2 protein-coding genes are annotated in these 2,134 nt (G+C 61.6%); both read left to right on the top strand.

The features are described 5' to 3' along the window. Positions 1 to 532 (top strand): tripartite tricarboxylate transporter substrate binding protein (locus CDO46_RS00685; protein WP_140416813.1); only part of this gene is annotated, 532 nt, incomplete at its 5' end. A 52-nt stretch (positions 533 to 584) separates the two neighbouring features. Next, positions 585 to 1,544, top strand: a complete 960-nt coding sequence (locus CDO46_RS00680) for a LysR family transcriptional regulator (RefSeq protein ID WP_070401330.1) — start codon at positions 585 to 587, stop codon at positions 1,542 to 1,544. Positions 1,545 to 2,134: the final 590 nt, after the last annotated feature.

Genomic DNA, 2,134 nt, shown 5'->3' with positions numbered 1-2,134 from the left:
GGCGCCGGGGGAATTGAACTATCTCATGCCCGGGGTCGGCACTTCCATGCATTTGAATACCGAAATGCTGAAGAAGTCGGCCGGCATCGACCTGTTCGCCATCCCTTATAAAGGCACGCCGCTGGGCATGCCCGAGCTGCTCAAAGGCAAGCTGTCTTTCGCCATGCTGCCCCTGAGCACTGCGCTGCCTTACCTGAAAGACGGTAAACTGACTGCGCTCGCGGTAGTCGCCCCCGAGCGGGTCAGCGAGATTCCGGATGTCCCCACCCTGAAGGAAGCCGGATTCCCCGAGGCCCAGGTATTGTCGTGGTACGCGATGGTGGCGCCGGCCGGCACGCCGGACGAAGCGGTCGCCGTGGCCAACAAAGCCTTGAACCAGGCGATCGCCGACCCGGGTGTCAAGCAGCGCTTGCGGGACCTTGGTGTGTACGTGACGCAGTCCAATACAGCCGCGCAAACCGACACCCTGCTGCGCGGCGAGGCCGAGCGCTGGAAGCAGACCCTGAGAGCCATGAACCTTCAGGCCCAATAGCCGGAAGGGGCGGCCTGGCCAGTGCGGTCGCGTATTTTCGGGAAGAATCGAATTGACGCTTCAGCAGCTGCGGGATTTCGTTCTGGCCGTCGAGCACGGCAGCCTGCGGCGTGCCGCCTTGCATGGCCAGCAAAGCCAGGTTTCGCTGACCAAGTCCATCAAGCGGCTGGAAATTTCCCTGGGCACTGAGCTGCTGGTCAGGAACTCGCGCGGCATTACCCTGACACCCAGCGGCGAGCACCTGCTTCCGCGGGCGCGGCTGATTCTTTCCGAGGTGGCCCGGGTCGAAACCGAGGCGTCCATGAAAATGCAGGGGCGGCCCGTCGTCTCGATCGGCGCCTCGCCGCTGGCCGCGCTGGTGGTGGCGCCGCCCGCGCTCGAAGAATTCCGGGGGCGGCACGGGGACGTCATGGTCCGGTGCCGCAATGGCCCGTATTCCGAATTGCTGGCCGCCTTGATGGCGGGGACCGTCGAATTCATCATCTGTCCGGTTTTCGATGCGATCCTGGACGATTCCCTGGCGGTCGATGTGCTTTCCAGCCATCAGTCCGTCATTGTGGCCAGGGCTTCGAACCCGCTCAGGCATGCGACCCGCCTGAGCGAGCTTGCCGACGCCGAATGGATCGTCAACGGTCCGCTGGACCGCGGCGGCTCCAGCCTTGCGCAAATGTTCCGGAGATACGGGCTGGGCGGCCCCAGGGTCGCCATGCATTGCGACTCGTTTGTCGACGCGATCGCGCATGTGAAGCGCTCCGACCTGTTGTCGCTGTGCCCGCCCTGTCTGGAGGCGCTGGACGTCGCGGACAAGGTGGCGATCGTCGATATCCAGGAAAAACCGCCCACGCAGACCATATTGTTGATCCGCCACAAGCACAGGGTGTTGTCCAGGCACGCGTTCACGCTGTACGAGATCGTCCGCAAAGCGGGCGCGGGCCAGCCGACGGCACCCGCCGCGGACGATGGTGAAAAAAACCCGGCCGGCGCTAATCAAGTCCACGCCAGAGACCATTAAAGATAGAGCACCAGGATCTCGCGTCAGGATGGGAAATCCTGGTCGGCGGAAGTTTTCTTTTCCGGAGAGTTTCCTCGCTGAGCTACCCGGGGAGCGTACGGCGGGTGGTGTGGATGAGTTTGCCGTTGTGCATGGGATCGCAGGCCGGGTTGATGATGTCACGCTCCGGGATGTGCAATGACGCCCAACACGGATACGGAGGCCAACGTCTTTGCTCGACATAAGGCGACAGTATCGCATGGATACACAATTGTGTATCCAAAAAATCGCACCCGTCGCATAAGTCCTAAGTTGTGCGACAGCTTGCCACCTGTCATTTTCAGAAGACGACTGCACCAGTTGATTGGGCGTAATGGCTGTTGTGCAGCCAGCTCCTGACAGTTCAATATCAGAAGTGATCTGCACCAATCTCGACTATGCTCAATACTCGTGTGCACCAAAGCGAGGTGAGCATGGCGACGGAGGCTCTGTTGCAAAGATTGGCGGCAGTCAGAGGTAGGCTGTCGCTCTGCGCCGATCAGGCGGCTGCTGCGAAATGGTGGTTGAGCATGCCCATGGCCTCCGTCAGCGCCGAGGGCCCAATGCCAAAA

Source organism: Pigmentiphaga sp. NML030171, assembly GCF_002188635.1.
Lineage (GTDB): Bacteria > Pseudomonadota > Gammaproteobacteria > Burkholderiales > Burkholderiaceae_B > Pigmentiphaga > Pigmentiphaga daeguensis.
Note: the sequence above shows the minus strand (reverse complement) of the source record. Positions and strands in the feature narration are given on the sequence as shown.